The sequence below is a fragment of the Saccharopolyspora sp. 7B genome (assembly GCF_020177435.1).
Taxonomy (GTDB): domain Bacteria; phylum Actinomycetota; class Actinomycetes; order Mycobacteriales; family Pseudonocardiaceae; genus Saccharopolyspora_C; species Saccharopolyspora_C gregorii.
In genome coordinates, this window is the sequence record NZ_JAIUKC010000120.1 from 11,731 (window position 1) to 33,422 (window position 21,692).

The window sequence follows — 21,692 nt, forward strand, 5'->3', positions numbered from 1 at the left end:
GCCCGGCCGGGCCGCCCCCCCCCCCCCCCCCCCCCCCCCCCCCCCCCCCCCCCCCCCCCCGCCGCGCGGCGCGCCGCCGGCTCGACGGGCTCCGCCGCGGTGGAGGAGCGGACGCACGTCGGCGCCGGGGTGGTGCCCGTCCGGTCGAGGACCGGGGGGCCGCCCCGGCGTTCGTGCGTCCGGGGTGTGCCGCGGGCTCATCCGATCAGCGCCGGCCGGTTCCGGTTCCCGCAGCATGGGAATATGCCGGTCGACGCATCAGTTCGATCGAGTTGCGGACCTCATCCCACCGGGAGCTCGAATCTCGAGCCACCACCGGAAAACCAGTGCCGCACTTCTGAATCCGCAGGCCGTGACCCCTGCTTCTGGGGAGCGGGTGGCGGAACCCGGGTGGTTCCCTCGCTGCGGAATCGTTTTCTCCTGTGACTCCACCACAGGAGAAAACGCTGTCCCCGCGAGGACAGCGCTGAGAACACGCGGGTGGTCGGCTTGCGGGCGTGGTCGTCAGCTCAGCGGCTTCGCCGCTGACAGGCGGAGAAGATCCGCCGTGCGAGTGCTGATCCGGCGGATCGAGCTCCCCGGCCAGGCGTTCCCGCGGGCGGGGCGTCGTGCCGCGCGGGTCAGCGCAGCAGGGCGCCGAGGCGGTGCGCCGCGTCGAGGACGATCCCGCCGAGCTCCTGCACGTCGTCCACCTCGAACAGCGACAGCCCGAGGCTGACCGGCCGTTCGGTGCCCGGCACGAGCGCCGAGATCCCGGTGACCGACGGTGCGATCTCCCCGTGCGACACGGCGAATCCGCGTTCGCGGGTCTCCCGCACCGCGTCCCGTTCGCCCGCGCGCGGGGGTGCGGCGGCCAGCAGCGCGAGGCCCGCCGAGCCGCGGTCGATCGGATCGACCTGACCGGGCCGGAACGACACGTGCATCCGCGCGCGTCGCGGCTCGACGATCATCAGCATCCGCACCTGGTGCTCGTCCTCCTGCACCACGAGGTGCGCGGTGGCCCGGGTGCGTTCGGTGAGCTCGTCGAGCACGGGCCGGGCCAGCGTCCGCAGGTCCTGCTCGACGGGTTCGCTCAGCTGCACCAGCCCGGTCCCGAGCGAGATGCGCTTGACGTCGTCGCGGCGGCACAGCCGGTGCGCTTCGAGGGTGCGCACCAGGCGGTGCGCGACGGTGCGGTGCACGCCGACGCGTTCGGCGAGTTCGCCGAGGGTGAGCCCGCGCGGCTCCTCGGCGAGGACTTCCAGGATCCGCAGCCCGTTGTGCAGCGTCTTCGACATCCCGGAGTCGAGCTCGACCGCACCGGTCTCGGACATCGGGTTCCTCCTGCGCAGTGTTGACGCGGTGCGTGAGCCCGCTTACAGTACCAATTAATCGCACGCTGTGTGCGATAATAGCACATCGATGGAGGGTTCGTGCAGCCGATCGGCGCCGACGTGCTCGCGCACGTCCACCAGCTCTACGGCGCGCAGAGCAGGCACATCGACGAGGGTCGCGCCGCCGGGTGGGCCGCGACGTTCACCCCCAACGGCGAGTTCCGCTCGCCCAGCTACCCGGAACCCGCCATCGGCACCACCGCCCTCGTCGAGTTCGCCGAGCGCTTCGCCGCCGCCGACCGCGACGCGGGCGCCCGCACCCGGCACGTGATCACCAACCTGGTCGCCGAACCGGCCGGACCCGGGGCGCTCACCGTGCACGGCTACCTGCAGATCGTGCGCACCGCCGCGGGCGAATCCCGGCTGCTGCGGATGACCACGTTCACCGACGAGCTCGTCGCCGACGGCGGGACGTGGCGGGTCCGCCGCCGCGAGGTGCGCCGCGACGACGCGCGGTGAACCACGCAAACCCAGCCAGGCGAGGAGAGAACGCATGTCCACTTCGGACGGAAACGGCCCCGGCGGTGCGCTGCACCGGCCGATCGGCGCGCACTACCCGGACCTGCCCGGCAAGGTCGCGGTGATCACCGGCGCGGCCCGCGGCATGGGCGCGGTCTTCGCGCGCGGCCTCGCCGCCCGCGGGGTGCACGTCGTCGGCGGCGACCTCGACGGCGAGCGGATGTTCGCCACCGCGGACGAGATCAACGACGCGTTGAAGTCCACAGTGGACGAACCGGGGCGGGTAGTCGGCACCGCGGTGGACGTGACGTCGGCCGAACAGCACGACCGGCTCGCCGCCACCGCCCTCGCCGAGTTCGGCAGGCTCGACCACTGGGTCAACAACGCCGGGATCTTCCCGTTCGCCCCCGCCGCGGAGATCAGCCCGGACCAGCTCGGCGGTGTGCTGCGCGTCAACGTCGAAGGCGTGCTCTACGGCGCGCAGGCCGCGGCCCGGCACCTCGGGCCCGGCGGTGCGATCGTGAACATGTCCTCGGTGTCGGCGACCCGGGTCCGGCGCGGGCGCGGCGCCTACTGCACGTCGAAGGCCGCGGTGGCGCACCTGACCGAATCGCTCGCCGTCGAGTTCGGCGACCACGGCATCCGGGTCAACGCCATCGCCCCCGGCTACATCGACACCGACATGACCCGCTGGGTCAAGGAGGACCCGGTGGCGCTGCGCCACGCCGTGGACACCGTGCCGCTGCACCGGATCGGCTCGCCGGAGGAGGTGTTCGGCGCGCTGCTGTTCCTGCTCTCCGACAGCGCCCGCTACATCACCGGGCACAGCATCGCCGTGGACGGCGGGTCCCGGCATGTCTGAGGCCGTCGAGCGCGTCGGCTACCCCGGGGTCGTGCTCATCACCGGTGCCGCCGGGGGCATGGGCGCCGCGCACGCGCGGGCGCTGGGCCGCCGGGGCGTGCACGTGTGCCTCGCCGACGTGGCCGATCCCGGCGAGGTCACCGCCGAGATCGCCGCCGCGGGCGGCTCGGCCTCCGCGCACGAGCTGGACGTCACCGACCCGGCGGCCTGGACGCGCGTCGTCGCCGAGATCCGCGACGGCCGCGGCGAGCTCGGCGGGCTGGTGAACAACGCCGGCATCTCGCGGCGGCTGCGCTTCACCGAGACCACCGCCGAGGTGTGGGAACAGGTATTGCGGGTGAACCTGCACGGCCCGTTCCACGGGATGCAGGCCGTCGCCGGGCTGATGCGCGACTCCGGCGGCGGATCGATCGTGAACATCTCCTCGATCTCCGGGCAGATCGGCTACTTCTCCCCGTCGTACTCGGCGAGCAAGTGGGGCCTGACCGGGCTGTCGAAGTCGGCGGCCGGGGACTTCGCCCGCTGGGACATCCGGGTCAACTCGGTGCACCCGGGACTGGTCGGCACCGCGCTGCTCGACGGCGCCGACGCGTTCGTGACCTCCGCGGTCGCCAGCATCCCCGCCGGGCGCACCGGCACCCCCGAGGAGATCACCGAAGCGGTGCTGTTCCTGCTCTCGGACCGCTCCGCGTACCTGACCGGCAGCGAGATGACGGTGGACGGTGGGCTGGTGTCCAACGGGCTGTACCACCGGATCCTCGCCGACAGCGGGGGAGACCTGCCATGACCGAGCACTACGACGTGATCGTCGTCGGCGGGGGCGGGGCCGGGCTGGCCGCGGCCGTGTCGGCGGCCGAACGCGGCGCCGCGGTGCTGCTGTTCGAATCGGAGCGGGAGCTCGGCGGCTCCACGCAGCTGTCCGCGGGCATGTTCACCGCCGCCGGGACGTCCGTGCAGCGGGGGCTCGGCGTCGAGGACTCGCCGCAGGCGTTCTTCCAGCACTACATGGACCTCAACCAGTGGTTGCTGCGGCCCGGCCTGGTCCGCGGGTTCTGCGACCGGGCCGGGGCCGCGCTGGAGTGGCTGATCGGGCTCGGCGTGGAGGTCCCCGCCGCGATCTCCGGCGACGCGCACACCCCCGGGCTGTGCCGGGCGGGCGTGGAGGACGTGTGGCGCGGGCACGTGCCGAAGGACCAGGGCTACGGCCTGGTGCGGGTGCTGGACAAGGCCCGCCGCGCGCACCGGGTGGAAGCGGTGCTCGGCACCCGGGTGCAGCGGTTGCGCACCACCGGCGACCGGGTGTCCGGCGTCGTCGCCGACGACGTCGAGGTCGACGCGGACGCGGTCGTGATCGCCAGCGGTGGCCTCGCCCGCGACCCGGAGCTGCTGGCCCGGCACTACCCGGCCGCGGCCCGCGCCGGCGAGGACCTGTTCGTCGTCGCCGCCGACGGCAGCCGCGGCGACCACCTGCGGTTCGGCGCGCAGGTCGGCGCCGCGCTCGCCGGGGACGGCTGGGGGCTGATGCTGCCCACCGCCTACTTCCAGCGGCTGCACCACTGGCAGTCCGGTTTCCCGCCGAAGTCCCGCATCCACGTCAACGCCCGCGGCCGCCGCTTCATGGACGAGGACGCCTCCTACGCGGTGTCCACCGGCATCATCGACGCCCAGCCCGGGCCGGTGTGGGCGGTGTTCGACGAGCGGGCCCGCCGCGCGCTGCCGCCCGGCTACGCGCACTGGGACGCGGCGGTGGTGCTGCGCGAGGCCGAAGCCGGTCGCACCGCGCGCGCCGCGACGCTGCCGGAGCTCGCCGAGCTGATCGGGGTGCCCGCCGCGGCGCTCACCGCCGAAGTGGCGCGCTGGAACGACCAGCTGCCGCACGGCGCCGACGCCGACTTCGGCAGGCACGAGACCTTGCGCGCCAAGGGATCCACCGCCGCACCGGACCCGATCGGCGAGGGACCGTTCTACGCGGTGCGCACGCTGCCCGCCGAACTGGTCTGCACCCACGCCGGGCTGGAGATCGACGCCACCGCCGCCGTGCTCGACGAGCGCGGGAGCCGGGTGCCGGGTCTGTTCGCCGCCGGGGAGGCCGGGGCCGGGGTGCTCGGCGCCCGCTACGTCGGCGGCGGCAACGCCGTCGCCAACGCCATCACCATGGGCCGCGCCGCCGGGCTGTCCGCCGCGCGCCGCGCCGCCTGACTCTGCTCAACGTCGAGGAGAAACGCCATGTCCGACGCCGCCGACGGCGAACTCGGCAGGAGGACGGTCCGGAAGGTCTCGTCCCGCATCCTGCCGATCGTGGGCCTGCTGTACGTGTTCAACTACATGGACCGGGCCAACATCAGCTACGCGCAGCTCGGCATGCAGCACGAGCTCGCCATCACCACCGCGACCTTCGGCGTCGCCGCGTCGATCTTCTTCCTGGTGTACGTGCTGTTCGAGATCCCCAGCAACATGATCATGAAGCGGGTGGGGGCGCGACTGTGGCTGGCGCGCATCGCCATCACCTGGGGCCTGGTCACCGTGCTCACCGGGTTCGTGCAGAACGTGCCGCAGCTCTACGGCGCCCGCATCCTGCTCGGCATCGCCGAAGCCGGGCTCTTCCCGGGGCTGCTGCTGTACATGACCATGTGGTTCCGCACCGGGGAACGCGGCCGGGCCATCGCCGCGCTCGCGCTGGCACAGCCGATCGCGATGGTGCTGGGCAGCCTCACCGGCGGGTTCATCCTGGACCACGTGCAGTGGTTCGGGCTCAGCGGCTGGCGCTGGGTGTTCATCCTGCAGGGCGCGCCCGCGCTGCTGCTCGGCGCGCTCACCCTGCTGTACCTGCCGAACCTGCCCAGCCAGGCCCGGTTCCTCACCAAGGCCGAATCCGCCTGGCTGGAACGCGAGATCAGCGCCGAGTACCGGTCCGAGGAACCCGAGACGTTCCTGGGCCAGCTGCGGATCCTCAAGGACCGCAAGGTGCTGTACCTGGCGGTGGCGAACCTGTTCGCGGCCTGCGGGCTCTACGGCTTCACCTTCTTCCTGCCGCAGATCATCAGCCAGCTCGACCCGTCCTACTCGGCCACCAACATCGGAGTGCTCGGCGCGGTGCCGTTCCTGGTCGGCGCGGTCGGGATGCTGCTGGTGGCCCGCAACTCCGACCGCACCGGGGAGCGGCGCGGGCACGTGGTGGCGCTGATGCTGCTGGCCGCGGCCGGGCTGGCGGGCACCATCTGGTTCCGGCAGGACCCGGTGCCCGCGCTGGTGTGCCTGTCGATGGTGGCCGTCGGGGTGCTCGGCTACATGGCGCCGTACTGGGCGATGGCCGCGCGCGTGCTGTCCCGCGAGCACACCGCGGTGGGGCTCGCCGCGATCAACTCGATCGCCGCGCTCGGCGGGTTCCTCGGTCCGTACGTCATCGGGATCAACGCCGGTGAGGGGAACGTGTCGCTCGGGCTCTACTTCCCGATCGGCTGCCTCGTGGTGTGCGCGGTGCTGCTGCTGGCGGTGCGCGTGCCTCGGGACGAGGCGGCCAGGACGGTGGTACCGGCGGGAGCGGCGGAGTGAGCCGCTCGCGCTTTCGGCGGTGGTGCGGCGCGGGTCTGATCGGTGCAATGACCTCGCCCCGGTCCGCCACCGCGGACGGGATGGCAGCACGCGGCGGTGCCCGACCGGCACCGCGGACAGGAGGCGAGAACGATGGCGCACTACCGGCGACTCGGTGACGTCCCGCCGAAGCGGCACACCCAGCACCGCGACGAGCAGGGCGCGCTGCACTTCGAGGAGCTGATGGGCGAGGAGGGCTTCTCCGCGGACTCCTCGCTGCTCTACCACCGGAACCTGCCCTCGGCGATCGTCGATTCGCAGGTGTGGGAGCTCCCGGACCAGACGACCACCCCGAACCACCCGCTCACCCCGCGGCACCTGAAGCTGCACGACCTGTTCACCGCGGAGGCCGCGGCCGCCGCCGACGTGGTCACCGGGCGCAGGCTGGTGCTCGGCAACGCCGACGTGCGGATCTCCTACGTGGTCGCCGAGCGGAAATCCCCGTTGTACCGCAACGGGATCGGCGACGAGATCGTCTACATCGAATCGGGTTCGGCGACCGTCGAGACGGTGTTCGGGGCGCTGGAGGCGACCTCCGGCGACTACGTGCTGATCCCGCGCGCCACCACGCACCGCTGGGTGCCGCACGGCGACGAGCCGCTGCGCGCCTACGCGATCGAGGGCGGCGGGCACATCGCCCCGCCGAAGCGCTACCTGTCCCGGTTCGGGCAGCTGCTGGAGCACGCTCCCTACTGCGAACGGGACCTGCACGGGCCCGCCGAACCGCTGCTGCGCGAGGGTACCGACGTGGAGGTGCTGCTCAAGCACCGCGGGTCCACCGGCATCGTCGGCACCCGGCTCGTGTACCCGCAGCACCCGTTCGACGTGGTCGGCTGGGACGGCTGCCTGTACCCGCTCACCTTCAGCGTGCACGACTTCGAACCGATCACCGGGCGGGTGCACCAGCCGCCGCCGGTGCACCAGGCGTTCGAGGGCGAGAACTTCGTGATCTGCAACTTCGTCCCGCGCAAGGTGGACTACCACCCGCTGTCCATCCCGGTGCCGTACTACCACTCCAACGTCGACAGCGACGAGATCATGTTCTACTGCGGCGGGAACTACGAGGCGCGCAAGGGATCCGGCATCGGGCAGGGCTCGGTGTCGGTGCACCCCGGCGGGCATTCGCACGGACCCCAGCCCGGTGCCTACGAGCGCAGCATCGGCGTGGAGTTCTTCGACGAGCTCGCCGTCATGGTCGACACCTTCCGGCCGCTGGAACTCGGCGAAGGCGGGCTGGCCTGCGACGACGGGCAGTACGCCTGGACCTGGGCGGGACGGGGGCCGCGGTCGTGACGCCCCCGCTGGTCGCCGGGCTGCTCGACGACGCGGCGATGTTCCCGCCCGGCCTGCTGCCGCTGCCGCAGGCCGTGCGGGCGCACGCCGCGCACCGCACCGCCGCGCACTCGGCGGCGGTGGGGCCGCTGGTCGTGGCCGCGCCCGCGCTCGCCGAGCTGCGCGCGGCCGACCCGGCGGGGACCGCGCCGCTGGCGGTGACGGTGCCCGCTGGACCCGCCGCCGTGCCGGCCGCGCTCGCCGAACTGGGTGGTTTCCCGTTGCGGGCGCTGGAGATCCCGCTGCCGGACCTCGACCCGGGCGAGCTACCCGAGGCCCTGCGCCGGATCCGGGGGAGCACCGACGCCGAGGTGTTCGTGGAGGTGCCCCGGGACGACCGCCGCGCCGCGGTGCTGGCCGCGCTCGGGCCGCTCGGCTGCCGGGCGAAGTTCCGCACCGGCGGGGTGCGCGCCGACCTGCATCCCGGCGAGGAGGAGCTGGCCGCCGCGGTGCACGAGGTGGTGCGCCTCGACGTCCCGTTCAAGGCCACCGCCGGGCTGCACCACGCGGTGCGCGGCAGCCGCGGGTTCGAGGAGCACGGGTTCCTGAACATCCTGCTCGCCGTGGACGCCGCGCTGCGCGGTGGCTCGGTCGCCGACCTCGCCGCCGTGCTCGCCGACCGGGACGCGCCCGGGATCGCCGCCCGCGTCGCCGCGCTGGGGGAGGAGCGGACGCGGGAGCTGCGCGCCCGGTTCACCTCCTTCGGCACCTGCAGCGTGGCCGAACCGCTCGCCGAACTCGCCGCGCTCGGCCTGCTGCCCGGCCACCTGGCCACCGACCTGCCCGCGAACCACCCAGGAGCCGACTCGTGATCATCGACGTGCCCGCCGATTCCGGCTACGGCCGGGAGAACCTGCCCTACGGCGTGTTCAGCACGCCCGGCACGACGCCCCGCGTCGGCGTCCGGCTCGCCGACCGGGTGATCGACCTGGCGGCGGCGCTGGACGACCCGCTGTTCGCCGTGCCCTCGCTGAACCCGTTCCTGGCTCGCGGCAAGGAGTGCTGGGACGAGGTGCGCGCCCGGATCACCGCGCTCGTCGATGGCGACGTGCCCGACATCGCCGTGCACCCGGTGGCGGAGGTGACGATGCACCTGCCGTTCGACGTGGGCGACTACGTGGACTTCTACGCCTCCGAGCACCACGCGTCCAACCTCGGCCGGTTGTTCCGGCCGGAAGCGGCACCGCTGCTGCCGAACTGGAAGCACCTGCCCGTCGGCTACCACGGCCGCGCGGGCACCGTCGTCCCCTCCGGCACGCCGATCGTGCGGCCCAGCGGGCAGCGCAAGGCGCCGGACGAGGCCGCCCCGAGCTACGGGCCCAGCAGGAGGCTGGACATCGAGGCCGAGCTCGGCTTCGTCGTCGGCACCGGATCGCGGCTGGGCGAGCGGGTCCCGGTGTCCGCGTTCGAGGAACACGTGTTCGGCGCGGTGCTGGTCAACGACTGGTCCGCCCGCGACCTGCAGGCCTGGGAGTACGTGCCACTCGGCCCGTTCCTCGGCAAGAGCTTCGCCACCTCGATCTCGCCGTGGGTGGTGCCGCTGGCCGCGCTGCGCGCCGCCCGGGTGCCGACCCCGGTGCAGGACCCGGAGCCGCTGCCGTACCTGCGGGAGGACGATCCGTGGGGCCTGGACGTCGAGTTCAGCGTGCGGTGGAACGGCGAGGAGGTCAGCCGCCCGCCATACCGCGAGATGTACTGGTCCCCGGCGCAGATGCTCGCGCACCTCACCGTGAACGGCGCGAGCTGCCGCCCCGGCGACCTGTTCGCCTCCGGCACCATCTCCGGGCCCGGCAAGGAGGAACGGGGCGCGTTCATCGAACTCACCTGGGGCGGCGCGGAACCGGTGCGGGTCGGCGGCGAGCCGCGGACGTTCCTGGAGGACGGCGACGAGGTCGTCCTCACCGCCACCGCACCCACCGCGTCCGGCACCCGCCTCGCCTTCGGCGAAGCCACCGGCCGCATCCTCCCCGCCCGCCCCTGACCGGCGGGGCATTCGCGGAGGAGCGTCCCGTTCGACCTGATCGAACGGTCGAACGGGACGCTCTGGAGCGGTTTCGTCAGCGGCGGTCCAGTCCGGCGAGCAGCTGCGAGAATCCGTGCTCGGTGACGATCGGTATCCCGTACTTGCGGGCGGTCTCGGCCTTTCGGGACTGCGAATCCGCGTCCGCCGCGATCAGCAGTCGGGTCTTCTTGGTGACGTAGGCCCGCACGGTGAGCTCGGCTCGTTCCGCGCGGTCGATCCACTGCTCGCGAGGCGCGCTCGTCTCGCCGGTGAACACGACGGAATCTCGCGGTGCCAAGCGGATGTCGACGGTCAGCGGTGGCACCGGCATCGCGTTCGCGGCCGCCGCGGATCGGTGCACCGGTACCGCCACGGGGCCGGTCGGGGCAGGCCACCGGGAGGTCCGCGCGAGCCGTTCCGCCTCCCGCCATCGGGCGTCTCCGGGGGCGGTCCGCAGGTAGTGCCGGAGGAGGCCCGCGGCGGCCCGCGCGTCGTGCAACGCGGCGTGCGCGTGCACGAGCGGCACCCCGGTCGAGGCGCAGCAGGACGCGAGGTCGAACTCGTCCTGGCGAAGGAAGTCGTGGGCGAGCAGCATCGTGCACAGTCCGGCGGGCGCGCTCTCCGCCACGTCGAACCCGAGGCGGTCGAATTCCTCCGCGAGGAACCCGAGGTCGAAGCTCAGGTTGTGCGCGACCAGCACTCGCCCGGTGAACAGCCGGGACAACTCCGGCGCGATCTCCGCGAACACCGGCGCGTTCCTGGCATCGGCCGCACTGATGCCGTGCACGTGCTGCGGGCCCAGATCGCGCTGCGGGTTGATCAGCGTGCACCACTCCTCCTGCACGGCTCCGGACGGATCGAGCAGGACGACGGCGATCTCCGCGATGCGATGCCGCGAACGGAGTCGGAGGCCGGTCGTCTCGACGTCGATCACCGCATAACCCCAGGACATGGCGGTTCCCCTCGCCTCCCGCCGCGACTTCGAGCCGAGCCGGTTCTCCCATGGCGCAGCCGCATCGCGTTCGTGTCGATCTTCACGTTACAGGTGGCTCGGAAGCGGGAGACGGGAGAAGGCATTGCGGTGACGGGGAAAACGTCGCCGGGACCCGGTTCGGCGGATCCCGGCGACCGGTCAGCCCTGGCGGCCCTTCCAGCGGGGGTTGCGCTTGTTGACCACGTAGAGCTTGCCGCGCCTGCGCACGACCTGGGACCCGTCCTTGTCCTTGAGCGACTTGAGCGATGCGCGGACCTTCATCCGTCCTCCTCGCGGTGCGGAACACGACGTTCGTCGATGGCGCACCCAGCTTAGACGATATCGATAATCGTTTTCACCTAGGCCTCGCCTGGAGGTGTCGACCGGTGCCCCGATCGGGTCCCGTGCCGTGGAAGATCGCCATCGGCGGATCTTCGCGGCCTACGCTGCCGACCGGAGGTGCCGCCATGACCCAGACCGCGCTCCCGCTGATCGACCTCTCCCGGTTCCGCGACCCCCGCGAGCGGGAGCCGCTGCTGGCCGAGCTGCGCCGCGCCGCGCACGACGTCGGCTTCTTCCACCTCACCGGGCACGGCGTGCCCGAGGAGCTCATGACCGGGATCTTCGAGGTCACCCGCCGGTTCTTCGCGCTGCCCGTCGCACAGCGCCGGGAGATCGAGAACGTGCGCTCCCCGCAGTTCCGCGGCTACACCGCCACCGGTCACGAGCTCACCGGCGGCACCCCGGACCGGCGCGAACAGCTCGACATCGGCCCGGAGCGCGAGCCGGTGCCGACCGGGCCGGGTGATCCGCCGTGGCAGCGGCTGATCGGGCCGAACCAGTGGCCGGCCGCGCTGCCGGAACTGCGGGAGGTCGTCCTCGCCTGGCAGGCCGAGGTGCTGCGCGTCGGCCGCGAAGTGCTGCGCGCGCTCTCCGCCGCCCTCGGGCAGCCCGAGGACCACTTCGACACCTGGTTCGACGCGGACGCCAGCACCCACCTCAAGCTGGTGCACTACCCGGGCGCGGCCGACCGCGGCCAAGGTGTCGGCGCGCACAAGGACTACGGCTACCTGGCGCTGCTGCACCAGGACTCGGTCGCCGGACTGCAGGTGCAGGACGAGTCGGGTGGCTGGATCGACGCCGACCCGGTGCCCGGGACCTTCGTGGTCAACATCGGGGAACTGCTGGAGCTCGCCACCGGCGGCTACCTCACCGCCACCCGGCACCGGGTGCGCAGCCCCGAACCCGGTGTGGACCGGTACTCGGTGCCGTTCTTCCTCGCGCCGCGGCTGGACGCCGTGGTGGAACCCCTCGAACTGCCCGCCGAACTCGCCGCGGAAGCCCGCGGGATCAGCGCCGACCCGGACAACCCGCTGCTGGCCGCGTACGGGGAGAAGGCGCTGCTGGGCTGGCTGCGCTCGCACCCCGAGGTGGCGCGGCGCTGGTGGTCCGACGTGCTGGAGGCGCGATCATGACCGGACCGCTGGAAGCCGGACCGCGCTGGGCGTTCGACACCCGCCAGGTGCACGCCGGGGCTCGGCCGGACCCGACGACCGGGGCGCGGGCCACCCCGATCTACCAGACCACGTCGTTCGTCTTCGACGACGCCGAGCACGCCGCCGCCGCGTTCGCGCTGCAGGACCTGGACACGCACGCCTACAGCAGGCTGTCGAACCCGACGAACTCCGTCGTGGAGCAGCGCATCGCCGACCTGGAGAACGGCATCGGCGCGGTCGCGGTCGCCAGCGGGCAGGCGGCCTCCGCGCTGGCGCTGCTCGCGATCGCGCGCGCCGGTGATCACGTGGTCGCGTCCTCGGCGCTCTACGGCGGGACGCACAACCTGTTCGCGCACACCTTCGCGGACCTGGGCATCACCGTCGACTTCGTCGACGACCCGGACGACCTCGGCCAGTGGCGGGAGGCGGTGCGCCCCGGGACCAGGGCGCTGTACGGGGAGACGATCGCGAACCCGAGCGGCGCCGTGCTCGACGTCGAAGGCGTCGCCTCCGTCGCGCACACCGCCGGGGCACCGCTGGTCGTGGACAACACGGTGGCGACGCCGTACCTGTGCCGCCCGCTCGACCACGGGGCGGACGTGGTGGTGCACTCCACCACGAAGTTCCTCTCCGGCCACGGCACCGGCGTCGGCGGGATCATCGTCGACTCCGGCCGGTTCGACCACTTCGCGGACCCGGAGCGCTGGCCGCAGCTCACCGCGCCCGACCCGAGCTACCACGGCCTGGTGTTCGGCACCGAGTTCGGCGAGCTGGGCTACCTGATGCGGGTGCGCACCCGGCTGGTCCGCGACCTCGGGCCCGCGGTGTCGCCGTTCAACGGGTTCCTGCTGCTGCACGGCCTGGAGACGCTGTCGCTGCGGATGGAACGGCACGTCGCGAACGCCCGCGCGATCGCCGGCTGGCTCGACGACCAGCCCGAGGTGACGCGGGTGCACTACGCCGGGCTGCCGTCGAGCCCGTGGCACGCCGCCGCGAAGCACTACCTCGCCGACGGGGCCGGGGCCGTGCTCGCCTTCGAACTCGCCGGTGGCCTGGCCGCGGGGAAGCGGTTCGTGGACGCGCTGCGGCTGTTCAGCCACCTGGCGAACATCGGTGACGTGCGCAGCCTGGTGATCCACCCGGCGTCCACCACGCACGCCCAGCTCGACGAGGACCAGCAGCGCGCCGCCGGAGTCACCCCCGGCCTCGTCCGGCTCTCCGTCGGCCTCGAATCCGCCACCGACCTCATCGCCGACCTCGCCACCGCCCTCGCCGCGACGGCGGACGGCTGATCGACGAGCAGGTGGTCGACCACCCGCGCCTCGGTGGCGCTCAGGTCGTCGCCGCCGTGCGCTGACCTAGCGCGCCGCCGCCTCCGGGCCGAGGAGTTCGGGCGCGTAGGCGAGCAGCAGCCGCAGGGCGCTCACCGGGGCGGCCACCGGATCGGGCAGCGCCACGTCGCGGGCCACGTGCGCCCCGCGGTAGGCCGGTTCCGGGATGGTGACGTCGGTGAACCAGCGCAGGAAGTCGGCCGGGGCCAGCGGGATCCCCGTGCTCCCGGCCAGCGCCTCGTTCAACGCGAGCAGCGCGGCGGGCGGGTTGCGCAGCATCCACCGGTAGAGCTCGGAGAACTCGAAGATCCGCTGGTCCACGCGGCTGGCGACCGCGCCGTGGCGCTGCGCGATCCGCACCCCGTGCTCGGTGGAGGCCTGCTCGGCCGCGCTCCACGCCGGGTCGTGCACCCACCGCTGCGCCAGCTCTCCGCGGTGCAGGCGGTGCAGGTAGTCGGCCCACAGCGGTGCCCCGGGATTGCCGAAGTCGTCCGCCGAACGGCCCAGCGCGATGGCGGCTCCGCGCTCCACCCCCTCCAGGATGCCCGCGTCCACGTAGGACACCCAGCTGCCGGGGGCGCCGAAGCCGTTCTCCGCGAAGAACCGGATGATCCCCTCGATGTTGCGCCAGTGCCGGAAGCCAGGCACGTACTCGGCGGCGATCTCGTCCTGCACGGCGCGGACGAACACCAGCCGTTCGGACAGCGGCAGCCGGTCCAGCTCCAGCGCCGTGCAGTCCAGGGTGCGCGCGCACTCCGATCCGTTCCGCTGCGGCGCGGCGGCGGCGGGCGGGACGCCGAGCGCGAGCAGCGCCGGTACCAGCAGGAGCAGGACGACGTCGCGGCAGCGGGGCAGTCGCACCGGGGACCTCCGGGAATCGGAACTCGATCACCGGACAGTTCAGCAGCTCCGCCGCCGATCTCCGCCGCCCCGGCACCGGAATCACCCGCACGGATGATCGCGGCGGCTCGGTGCGGGACGTCCGGCGGAGGTCGTAGAGTCGGGGGCATGGTCCAGCACGGCGACCGCTCGGTGATCGCGAGGAATCGCCGGGCGCGGCACCACTTCACGATCCTCGACACCTACGAGGCCGGGCTCGTCCTGGTCGGCACCGAGGTGAAGAGCCTGCGGCTCGGGCGCGCCTCCCTCGCCGAGGCGTTCGCCACCGTCGACGACGGGGAGGTGTGGCTGCGCAACCTGCACATCGCCGAGTACTGGCACGGCAGCTGGACCAACCACACCCCGCGGCGCACCCGCAAGATGTTGTTGCACGCCAAGGAGATCCGCACCCTCACCGGCAAGTCCAAGGAGGCCGGGCACGCGCTGGTCCCGCTGTCGATGTACTTCAGCGACGGCTGGGTGAAGGTGGAGCTGGCGCTGGCGCGCGGCAAGAAGAACTGGGACAAGCGCCGCGACATCGCCGCTCGGGACGCCGAGCGCGAGATGGCCCGCGGCATCGGCTGGCGGCTCAAGGGCCATCCCGGCCGCGACGGGAAGGGCCGGCGCCGCCCACCGGACGACCCGGTGCTGCGCTACAGCCCGTGAGGCCCGCCCCGCGGCGGGCGGCGGAACCCAGTCCGCGGTTCCGCCACCCGGGCGCGGTGACGACCCGAGGTCAGTCCTCGTCCGGCTTCGCGTGGTCCGCCACGCCGGGGTTCGGGTCGCGGGACAGGTCGATCAGCGGGTCCACGCCGGCGCCCTCGGGGGCGGCGTGGTCGGGGACCCCCGGGTTCGGGTCGCGGGACGGGTCGGTCAACGGGTCGGGCTCGCTCATGCCGTGCCTCCTCGGCGTGCTCGGGGCGGGGGGGCCCCCGGGGGGGGCGCGCCCCCCCCCGGGGGGGGCCCCCCCGGCCCCCCCCCCGCGGGGGGGGGGGGGGGGCGGGGGGGCCCCCGGGGGGGGCCCCCCGCCGCCCGCGCCGCGGGGGCGGGGGGGGGGGCCGCCCCCGGCGGGGGGGCGCCGACCCCAGGATGCCTGCTCCGCGACGGCCACCGGACGCGGGGAGGCGGGTTCCGGCGCGCGATCTCCGGACGCGCTCGCGCGGCCCGGCGGATGAGATCATGAGCGCGGTCCGCTACGGGAGGAGCACCCGGTGTCATCCGAGGACGAACTGCCCGCGCTGGAGGAGGAGCTGCGCGCGTTGACGCGCCGCAGCAGGCTGCGCACTCGCGAACTCGCGCGGGACGTGCACCCGAAGCTGGATCCGACCGCCTACCCGCTGGTGGTGCTGCTGGCGAAGGAGGGCGCGCAGCGCATGTCGGCGATCGCGGCCGCGCTGTCGCTGGACAAGTCCACGGTGAGCAGGCAGGTCGACGCGGTGGTGCGGATCGGGCTCGCCGAACGGGTGGCCGACCCGGTCGACGCGCGCGCCAAGCTGGTCGTGCTCACCGAGCAGGGCGGCGTGCGGGTCAGCGAACAGCTCGCCGAGCAGCGGCGGCGGTGGCGGGAGGTGCTGGGCGGCTGGGACCCGGCGGACATCGCCGAACTGGCCCGGCTGCTGCACCGGCTGGGCGAGACCGACCTGCTCTGAGCGGACCGCTCGATCCCTGGCGCGCTCGGCCGGAACGCCGTCGTCGCTGGTGAGGTTCGTTACGCGCCGACCGGGATTGCCCAGGCCACAGCCCGCCCGCCGCACGGCCGGCTGCCGCGTCCCGTGCGGGAGGAGGTTGTCGTCGACCACCAAGATCACTACTTTGGGTGAATGGCTGGTGATCAGGACAGGTGGCGGGCGCTGGGTGTCGACGTGGAGCTGCCGAGCGCGGCCCGCGTGTACGACGCCTACCTCGGCGGCGCCCACAACTTCGCGGCGGACCGGGCCTTCTTCGCCAGGGCCAAGGAGAAGCTGCCGCACATCGCCGACGTGGCGCGCTGGAACCGCACCTTCCTGCGCCGCGCCGTGCAGACCATGGCCGAGGAGGGCATCGACCAGTTCCTCGACATCGGCTCCGGCCTGCCCACCGCGGGCAACACGCACGAGATCGCGCACCGGACCAACCCGGACGCCCGCGTCGTCTACGCCGACAACGAGCCGGTCGCGGTCGTGCAGACCGAGGAGCTGCTCAAGGACGTGCCGGGTACGGCCGTCGTGCGGGGCGACTTCCTGGAACCCGACGCGATCCTCGGCGCGGCCGCGACCCGCGAACTGCTCGACCTCACCAAGCCCGTCGGGGTCCTCGCCGTGGCGCTGCTGCACTTCATCCCCCGCGAGCAGCACCCCGAGGCGGCGCTGGAGCGGTACAAGGACGCGCTGCCCGCGGGCAGCCGGCTCGCCATCAGCCACGCCACCGTCGACGGCGTCGCCGAACCGGTCCGGTCGCAGACCCTCGACTTCATCGACTCCTACAAGGACACCCAGAACCCGGGATTCACCGCTCGCGACGAGCTGGAGTTCCGGCGGTTCTTCACCGGGTGGGAGCTGCTGGACCCGGGAGTCGCGTTCACCTCGGAATGGCGTTCCGACCTCACCGACGTGGACGACTTCGCCACGGCCAACCCGAAGAACGCGGTCTGCTTCGCCGCGGTCGCCCGCAAGCCCTAGGCCGCGGAGGGACCCCTCGTGCCCTCCGCGGCCGGGCTCGGGTCAGCCGATCTCGACGCGGGTGGCGTCGGCGTGCTCGCCGTTCGGCACGCCGGAGACGGTGACCTGGTCGCCGTCGCGCAGCTCGTCGGCGCCGACCGGCTGCCCGTCCTTCAGCACCGCGGTGTCCGCGCCGACGACCCACAGGAGGCCGTCGGCGTTCGCCTTGAACACGACGAACTCGCCGTCGGGCGTCTGCACGTCGCCGCGCTCCCGCACGACGCCCTGCTCGGCGACGATGTCGCGCGCCTGCTCGTTCACCGCGGAGCGGTCGAGCGCGGTCGGCTGGGCGGTGGCGGCGGACTCGGCCGACGGGGCGCTGCCGGTGGTGGCCTGGGCGGCGGCGCCGATGGCCAGGGCGGGCGCCAAGGCCAGCGCGGCGATGGCGGCGGTGCGTCGGAAGGTGTTGAGCCGCATGGGATTTCCTCTCCTCGTGAACTTGCGGACTCGTTCAGGTTGACCGCCCGATCTCGGTGAATCCGGTGCGGTTCTGAGAGGTTCCTGGGAGCCGCGGACCGTTCCGGCAGCTCGCGATCACCGGGACGGTCCGCGGCGCGCGATCCTCCCGGAGAACTCCCAGGAACCCGATCCGGCCGCGGCGCGGGCGGCGAACCGGTGAAGACCTGCTGCGGCTTCGGCCTCGATCGTGCCGCGTCGCGATGGCCCGGATGCTCGGTTCCGCAGCCGTCCGGATTCGCAGCCGTCCGGATTCGCCCGGCGGCGCGGGATCGCGCGCTCGACCGCGGTCCGGGACGGGTCGGCCCGGCGGTGGGGATCGCGCGCTCGCGCGGAATCCGGGGCCGGTTCGTCCCGCGGTCACCCCGCGTCGGCCGCCCGAGGGGCCTCCGCGCCGGTCGCCGGGGAGATCTCGACGCGGTCCAGCACGACCCGGAAGCAGGTGCCCGCCCCGGGCGCGGTCGCCAGCTCGACCCGTCCGTCGTGCGCCTCCACCAGCGAGCGCACGATGGCCAGCCCCAGCCCGGCTCCGCCGCTGGCCCGGCTGCGCGACCCGTCGGACCGGTAGAACCGCTGGAACACCCGCTCCGCTTCCTCCGGGGCGAGTCCCGGCCCGTCGTCGGCGACCTCCAGCACGGCGCGTCCGTCGATCGAACCGACGCCGATGCGCACCGGCGTGCCCTCCGGGGTGTGCCGCACGGCGTTGCCGACGAGGTTGGTGACCACCTGCCGCAACCGTTCCTCGTCGGCCAGCGCGGGCGCGGCCGCGGGCGGGCCACCGCCGGGTCCGGTCAGCTCGGCGGGCCGCGACGGGTCGAGCGCGTGCACGTCGTGCAGCGCGTCGGCGGCGAGGGTCCGCAGGTCCATCGGGGCGAGCTGCAGCGGCAGCCGTTCGTCGAGCCGCGCCAGCAGCAGCAGGTCGTCCACCAGCCGCTCCAGCCGGTCGGATTCCCGCTCGATGCGGGACATCGCGTCCACGCCCGCGGGCACCGCGCCCATCCGGTGCAGCTTGCTGAACCCCTTGATCCCGGCCAGCGGGGTGCGCAGCTCGTGGCCGGCGTCGGCGACGAAGCGGCGCATCCGCGCCTCCGATTCGGCGCGGGCGGCGAACGCGGCCTCGTTGCGGTCGAGCATCGCGTTCAGCGCCCGCGACAGCCGCCCGACCTCGGTGTCCGGTCCGGCCGATTCGGGGACGCGGCTGCCGAGGTCGCCCGCCGCGATGGCCGCCGAGGTCCGCTCGATCCGGCGCAGCGGCCGCAACCCGGCGCGCACCGCGAACCACCCGGCCAGCGCGAGCACCGCCAGCAGGGCCGTGGCGGTGCCCGCGGAGATCGCCCGCATCCGGGCGACGGTGTCGTCCACCTCGGCGCGCGAGAGCGCGGTGACCACCAGCTCGTCCCGGCCGGGCTGCGCGAGCAACCGCCAGTGCTGGGTGCCGTCGCGGCTCGGCACGTCCACCGGGCCTGCGGTGGCGGTGAGCCCGGTGAGGTCCGGGCCCGGCAACCGCTCTCCGGTCCACTCCTGCTCGGTGACCGCGCCGCCCGCGCCCAGCCGTGCCGCGTACGTCGTGGAACCGGGCAGCGCGAAGTTGTCCCGCACCACCACCGTGCCCGGCCCGGGCAGCCCCGCGTCCGGCACCTGGAAGATCCTCGCGCCCGCGGTCGCCGTCGCCGCCAGCTGCGCGTCCAGCTTGCCGACGAGGTTGCGCTCCAGTGCGCCGATCACCACCGCGCCGCCGATCGCCAGGCCCGCCGCGAGCAGCCCCACCGCGATCAGCAGCACCCGGGCGCGCAACGACATCCGGGCGATCACGAGCGCGGCCCGCGCAGCACGTAGCCCACCCCGTGCACGGTGTGGATCAGCTTCGGCTCGGTGCGGTCCACCTTGCGCCGCAGGTAGCTGATGTAGGTGTCGACGATGCTCGGGTCGCCGCCGAAGTCGTACCGCCACACCTCGTCGAGGATCTGCCGCTTCGACACCACCTGGCCCGCGTTGCGCACCAGGTAGGTCAGCAGCCGGAACTCGGTGGGGGACAACCGGATCGGCTGTTCGGCGCGCAGCACCTGGTGGCTGTCCGGGTCGAGCTCCAGGTCCGCGACGGTCATCACCCGGGAGGTCGCCGCGTGCCCGGAGCGGCGCAGCACCGCGTGGATCCGGGCGATCAGCTCCTCCGGGTCGAACGGCTTCGTCACGTAGTCGTCGCCGCCCAGCGTCAGGCCGCGCACCTTGTCCCGCGGGGCGTCGCGGGCGGTGAGGAACAGCACCGGCACCTGCCCGCCGCGTTCCTCCCGCAGCCGCCGCAGCACCTCGAACCCGTCCGCGTCCGGCAGCATCACGTCCAGCAGCACCAGGTCGGGCCGCTCGTCCACGGCCGCCCGCAGCGCCTCCGCCCCGGTCGCGGCCGCCGTCACCCGGAACCCGGCGAAGCGCAACGTCGCGGCCAGCAGTTCCCGCACGGTCGGCTCGTCGTCCACCACCAGCAGGCTCGAACCCATCCCCACCCCGCCCTAGATCCGATCTTCCCGCCCCAGGTTAGGCGCGTCCGCCAGGTCCGCCGCCGAGAGCGGGTGCGACCCGGCCCGGCTCCGCAGGTGACCGACCCGAGGCCCGGTCCGGGGGACCCGGTGGCGACGCCGCCGACCGGGTTGCGGGACGCGGCCGTGATCACCCGCGGGGAGCATTCCGGTGCCCTGACAGGAGGAACTCGCACCGGTCCGCGTCGCGGGATGCCGATGGAGTGGGGGACGGCCGAACACGTCCCGGTCGTCCCCGCCCAACGCCGTTCTCGATGCGGGCGGGCGAACGAGGTTCCGCGCGACCGCGCGGATTCCTACCATGAACGAGCGGAGGAGTCCCATGGGCACGGAGAAGAAGGACACCGGCGCCACCGACGGCGGGCAGCACGACGTGGGCCGCGACGGGCAGACCGGCAAGACCGCGGACGACATCGACCCGAAGGACTACGAGCAGGGGTTCCGGTGACCGAGGTCGCCGCACCGGACGGGCCGGGCCGGCTCGTCGCCGCGCTGGACGCGGCGGGCGCGCTGCCCGCCGCGTTCGGCCCTGCCTTCCTCGCCGCCGCGCGGGAGTGGTTCGTCCCCGAGCGGTTCTGGTACCGGCCGGACGAGGCGGTCGCGGACGTGGCGCTGAACCGGGACGGCGCTCCGGAACGGTGGCTGGCCGCGGTGTACGCGGACCGTCCGCTGGTGACGCAGTTCGACGCCGGAGCGACGGTGTGGCCCGAGCTCGGTCATCGGCCCACCAGTTCCGCGTCCGCGCCGTCGGTGGTGGCGGGGATGCTGCGGGCGCTGGGACCCCGGCCGGGGGATTCGGTGCTGGAGATCGGGACCGGCACCGGCTGGAACGCCGCGCTGCTCGCGGAGGTCGTGGGCGAGGCCGGTGAGGTGGCGACCGTGGAGATCGACCCGGAGGTCGCCGCCGGGGCGCGGGCGAGGCTGCGCGCGGCGGGCTACGACCGCGTGGAGGTGGTCGAGGGCGACGCGGCGAGCGCGATCGACGGTGCGCGGCGCTTCGACCGGATCACCGTCACCGCAGGCGTCCACATCGGACGGTTTCCGTACTCCTGGGTGCGGAGCGCGGTTCCGGGCGGGGTGATCGTCGCGCCGATGCGGGCCGACCTGGCCACCGGACCGCTGGTGCGGTTCGTCGTCGGCGCGGACGGCACGGCGCGCGGGAACGCGGTCGCGGGCCTCGGGGTGTCCTTCATGGACCTGCGATCGCCGCGGGAGGTTCCGGCGGAGCTCGACCCGTCGGAGCGGGACGACGCGGCGGCCGAGTCGTCGTGGACCGAGCTGGCACCGTGGGTGCCGCTGCTGGCCGACGACCACCGGTGGCCGATCGCGGTCGCGCTGCCCGGCTGCCGCTACGAGGTGCGGGAGCGCACCGCGGACCGGCCGGGGGAGGCGTGGCTGGTCGACCCGCTGTCCGGGTCGTGGGCCGCCGTCGTGGCCGCGGACGGCCGGTACGCGGTGCGCCAGCACGGGCCGCGCCGGTTGTGGGACGCCGCCGAAGCGGCCTACCGGTGGTGGACCGACCGCGGCCGCCCGCCGCTGCCCGTGTGGGAGTGGACCGTCGCTCCGGACCGGCAGCGCGTCACCCTGCCGCCCACCACCTGAGCTGGAGACGCGGGTGGGGGGGGGGGGGGGGGGGGGGCCGCCCCGCCCGGGGGGGGGGGGGGGGGGGGGGGGGGGCGCGCGGGGGGCGGGCGGGGCGGGGGGGGCG

The 21,692-nt window shown here is 73.9% G+C and carries 23 protein-coding genes; 15 read left to right on the forward strand and 8 right to left on the reverse strand.

The window, feature by feature from the left end:
- Positions 1 to 620 precede the first annotated feature (620 nt).
- Positions 621 to 1,313 carry an IclR family transcriptional regulator gene (locus tag LCD33_RS19215; protein ID WP_224967622.1) on the reverse strand — a complete coding sequence of 231 codons (693 nt, stop codon included), beginning with the start codon at positions 1,311 to 1,313 and terminating at the stop codon, positions 621 to 623.
- A gap of 99 nt (positions 1,314 to 1,412) precedes the next feature.
- On the opposite strand from LCD33_RS19215, the gene LCD33_RS19220 reads away from it, so the two are divergent.
- The 8 genes from LCD33_RS19220 to fahA all read left to right on the forward strand — a co-directional run bounded on the left by LCD33_RS19220 (position 1,413) and on the right by fahA (position 9,598).
- Positions 1,413 to 1,832: a nuclear transport factor 2 family protein gene (locus LCD33_RS19220; RefSeq protein ID WP_224967624.1), complete on the forward strand. Its 420-nt coding sequence runs from the start codon at positions 1,413 to 1,415 to the stop codon at positions 1,830 to 1,832.
- A 34-nt stretch (positions 1,833 to 1,866) separates the two neighbouring features.
- A complete protein-coding gene (locus LCD33_RS19225; protein WP_224967626.1) occupies positions 1,867 to 2,694 on the forward strand; it encodes an SDR family NAD(P)-dependent oxidoreductase in 828 nt (275 codons plus the stop codon).
- Positions 2,687 to 3,481, forward strand: coding sequence for an SDR family NAD(P)-dependent oxidoreductase (locus LCD33_RS19230; protein ID WP_224967630.1), 795 nt, complete (start codon positions 2,687 to 2,689; stop codon positions 3,479 to 3,481). The genes LCD33_RS19225 and LCD33_RS19230 overlap by 8 nt, the downstream gene beginning before the upstream one ends.
- A complete protein-coding gene (locus tag LCD33_RS19235; RefSeq protein WP_304612908.1) occupies positions 3,478 to 4,893 on the forward strand; it encodes an FAD-dependent oxidoreductase in 1,416 nt (471 codons plus the stop codon). Before LCD33_RS19230 ends, LCD33_RS19235 begins: the two co-directional genes overlap by 4 nt.
- A gap of 27 nt (positions 4,894 to 4,920) precedes the next feature.
- Positions 4,921 to 6,246 carry an MFS transporter gene (locus LCD33_RS19240; protein ID WP_224960289.1) on the forward strand — a complete coding sequence of 442 codons (1,326 nt, stop codon included), beginning with the start codon at positions 4,921 to 4,923 and terminating at the stop codon, positions 6,244 to 6,246.
- Between the two features lie 132 nt (positions 6,247 to 6,378).
- A complete protein-coding gene (locus tag LCD33_RS19245; protein WP_224978119.1) occupies positions 6,379 to 7,578 on the forward strand; it encodes a homogentisate 1,2-dioxygenase in 1,200 nt (399 codons plus the stop codon).
- Complete coding sequence (locus LCD33_RS19250) at positions 7,575 to 8,429, forward strand: hypothetical protein (protein ID WP_374201765.1); 855 nt, start codon at positions 7,575 to 7,577, stop codon at positions 8,427 to 8,429. Before LCD33_RS19245 ends, LCD33_RS19250 begins: the two co-directional genes overlap by 4 nt.
- Positions 8,426 to 9,598 carry a fumarylacetoacetase gene (gene fahA, locus LCD33_RS19255; protein WP_224967632.1) on the forward strand — a complete coding sequence of 391 codons (1,173 nt, stop codon included), beginning with the start codon at positions 8,426 to 8,428 and terminating at the stop codon, positions 9,596 to 9,598. The genes LCD33_RS19250 and fahA overlap by 4 nt, the downstream gene beginning before the upstream one ends.
- Positions 9,599 to 9,674: 76 nt before the next feature.
- Here fahA and LCD33_RS19260 read toward each other — a convergent pair whose 3' ends face one another.
- A complete protein-coding gene (locus LCD33_RS19260; RefSeq protein WP_224960295.1) occupies positions 9,675 to 10,571 on the reverse strand; it encodes an exonuclease domain-containing protein in 897 nt (298 codons plus the stop codon).
- Between the two features lie 180 nt (positions 10,572 to 10,751).
- Entirely contained in the window at positions 10,752 to 10,874 is a 123-nt protein-coding gene (ykgO, locus tag LCD33_RS19265; RefSeq protein ID WP_009943488.1) for a type B 50S ribosomal protein L36, read from the reverse strand.
- 185 nt (positions 10,875 to 11,059) lie between these two features.
- Here ykgO and LCD33_RS19270 point away from each other — a divergent pair, with 185 nt between their 5' ends.
- On the forward strand, positions 11,060 to 12,067 hold the full coding sequence (locus tag LCD33_RS19270; protein ID WP_224960297.1) for an isopenicillin N synthase family oxygenase: 1,008 nt from the start codon (positions 11,060 to 11,062) through the stop codon (positions 12,065 to 12,067).
- A complete protein-coding gene (locus LCD33_RS19275) occupies positions 12,064 to 13,380 on the forward strand; it encodes an O-acetylhomoserine aminocarboxypropyltransferase/cysteine synthase family protein (protein ID WP_224960299.1) in 1,317 nt (438 codons plus the stop codon). Before LCD33_RS19270 ends, LCD33_RS19275 begins: the two co-directional genes overlap by 4 nt.
- A 66-nt stretch (positions 13,381 to 13,446) precedes the next feature.
- On the opposite strand, the gene LCD33_RS19280 is transcribed toward LCD33_RS19275, so the two are convergent.
- Positions 13,447 to 14,280, reverse strand: coding sequence for a hypothetical protein (locus LCD33_RS19280; RefSeq protein WP_224960300.1), 834 nt, complete (start codon positions 14,278 to 14,280; stop codon positions 13,447 to 13,449).
- A gap of 147 nt (positions 14,281 to 14,427) precedes the next feature.
- On the opposite strand from LCD33_RS19280, the gene smpB reads away from it, so the two are divergent.
- Positions 14,428 to 14,964 carry an SsrA-binding protein SmpB gene (gene smpB / locus LCD33_RS19285; protein WP_224960301.1) on the forward strand — a complete coding sequence of 179 codons (537 nt, stop codon included), beginning with the start codon at positions 14,428 to 14,430 and terminating at the stop codon, positions 14,962 to 14,964.
- Between the two features lie 70 nt (positions 14,965 to 15,034).
- Here smpB and LCD33_RS19290 read toward each other — a convergent pair whose 3' ends face one another.
- Entirely contained in the window at positions 15,035 to 15,193 is a 159-nt protein-coding gene (locus LCD33_RS19290) for a hypothetical protein (protein ID WP_224960302.1), read from the reverse strand.
- A 316-nt stretch (positions 15,194 to 15,509) separates the two neighbouring features.
- Between LCD33_RS19290 and LCD33_RS19295 the strand changes: the two genes are divergently transcribed.
- On the forward strand, positions 15,510 to 15,947 hold the full coding sequence (locus LCD33_RS19295) for a MarR family winged helix-turn-helix transcriptional regulator (RefSeq protein WP_224963126.1): 438 nt from the start codon (positions 15,510 to 15,512) through the stop codon (positions 15,945 to 15,947).
- 171 nt (positions 15,948 to 16,118) lie between these two features.
- Positions 16,119 to 16,955: an SAM-dependent methyltransferase gene (locus tag LCD33_RS19300; RefSeq protein ID WP_224963128.1), complete on the forward strand. Its 837-nt coding sequence runs from the start codon at positions 16,119 to 16,121 to the stop codon at positions 16,953 to 16,955.
- A gap of 42 nt (positions 16,956 to 16,997) precedes the next feature.
- Here the strand turns inward: LCD33_RS19300 and LCD33_RS19305 are convergent, their stop codons facing one another.
- The 3 genes from LCD33_RS19305 to LCD33_RS19315 all read right to left on the reverse strand — a co-directional run bounded on the left by LCD33_RS19305 (position 16,998) and on the right by LCD33_RS19315 (position 19,945).
- Positions 16,998 to 17,411 (reverse strand): hypothetical protein, encoded by a 414-nt coding sequence (locus LCD33_RS19305; protein WP_224963129.1) that lies wholly within the window; start codon positions 17,409 to 17,411, stop codon positions 16,998 to 17,000.
- A gap of 399 nt (positions 17,412 to 17,810) precedes the next feature.
- Entirely contained in the window at positions 17,811 to 19,250 is a 1,440-nt protein-coding gene (locus LCD33_RS19310) for a cell wall metabolism sensor histidine kinase WalK (RefSeq protein WP_224963131.1), read from the reverse strand.
- A gap of 8 nt (positions 19,251 to 19,258) precedes the next feature.
- Positions 19,259 to 19,945 (reverse strand): response regulator transcription factor, encoded by a 687-nt coding sequence (locus LCD33_RS19315; protein WP_224968993.1) that lies wholly within the window; start codon positions 19,943 to 19,945, stop codon positions 19,259 to 19,261.
- A 361-nt stretch (positions 19,946 to 20,306) separates the two neighbouring features.
- Between LCD33_RS19315 and LCD33_RS28995 the strand changes: the two genes are divergently transcribed.
- Both LCD33_RS28995 and LCD33_RS19320 read left to right on the forward strand, forming a co-directional pair.
- A complete protein-coding gene (locus LCD33_RS28995; protein WP_255615648.1) occupies positions 20,307 to 20,432 on the forward strand; it encodes a hypothetical protein in 126 nt (41 codons plus the stop codon).
- Entirely contained in the window at positions 20,429 to 21,586 is a 1,158-nt protein-coding gene (locus LCD33_RS19320) for a methyltransferase domain-containing protein (RefSeq protein ID WP_224978120.1), read from the forward strand. Before LCD33_RS28995 ends, LCD33_RS19320 begins: the two co-directional genes overlap by 4 nt.
- Positions 21,587 to 21,692: the final 106 nt, after the last annotated feature.